Raw genomic sequence first — 814 nt, 5'->3', positions numbered from 1 at the left:
CGCGCGCGTGGTCGAGCCCATTGAGCATGTTGTCCTCGAGGAGTTCATCGCGCATGCGGTTGTGCAAGGACTCCACGAATCCGCCCAGCCACGGCTGGCCTGGGGTATGAATGCTTGGAGTGTGTCGTGCTCGCTGGCCCAGTGTCCCACGGCTGCGGCGATGAATTCAGGCCCGTTATCGGCGCACAGCACCTGGGGTGCTCCATAGGCCAGGACAGCCAGGTCATGCATGTCGATCACGTCGGCGGCTCCCATGCGCCGCTCGACGCGGAAAGCCAGGTGCTGGCGCGTGAACTCATCAATGACGTGACAGACCTTCAAGACACGCCCCCTTCCAGTCTGAGTCGAACTGGACATCAATGGCCCACACCTGCCCAGGAGCGCGAGCCCGCACCAGGTGCTGTAGGTGCGGCGCGGTGCGGGGCTTGTGGGCTTTGCGCGCTCGCACGTGCAGTCCTTCGGTGCGCCACAAGCGCCGGAACGTATCACGCCCCACGACAATGCCCTCACTTGTGGCCCGCGCCCAGGCACGTGTATACCCCCAGCGTCGATGCGTGGCGGCACAATCGTTCATCCACTGGCGCACAGGCCCATGATCACGCAGCGTTTTCGCCTCGCCCGCCGCGCGGGTGCGGCAATACGCTGACCGGGACAGCCCGGCGACGCGGCATGCAAGGCGCTGAGAAAACCCCTGGCCGACAAGGTGGTTCACAGCGTCGTGCCTGCGCGCCGGGCTGAGAAGTTTCCCTCCGCGAGCTCTCGCAGCGCTGCTTTCTCCAGCTCTGCTTGTCCCAGCAACTGTTTGAGGCGCGCG

General features: G+C 65.4%; 1 protein-coding gene and 1 pseudogene. Both read right to left on the bottom strand.

Annotation, left to right across the window (positions count from 1 at the left end; all coding sequences use genetic code 11):
- Positions 1-76, bottom strand: a 76-nt coding sequence (locus HMPREF9006_RS11110) for a hypothetical protein (protein WP_442852146.1), incomplete at its 3' end; no start/stop codon positions are given.
- A 41-nt stretch (positions 77-117) separates the two neighbouring features.
- Positions 118-357, bottom strand: a pseudogene (locus tag HMPREF9006_RS11105) (DDE-type integrase/transposase/recombinase); the annotation flags it as partial.
- Between the last annotated feature and the right edge of the window lie 457 nt (positions 358-814).

It is taken from the genome of Actinomyces sp. oral taxon 180 str. F0310 (assembly GCF_000185285.1).
In the GTDB taxonomy this organism is placed as follows: Bacteria; Actinomycetota; Actinomycetes; order Actinomycetales; family Actinomycetaceae; genus Pauljensenia.
Note: the sequence above shows the minus strand (reverse complement) of the source record. Positions and strands in the feature narration are given on the sequence as shown.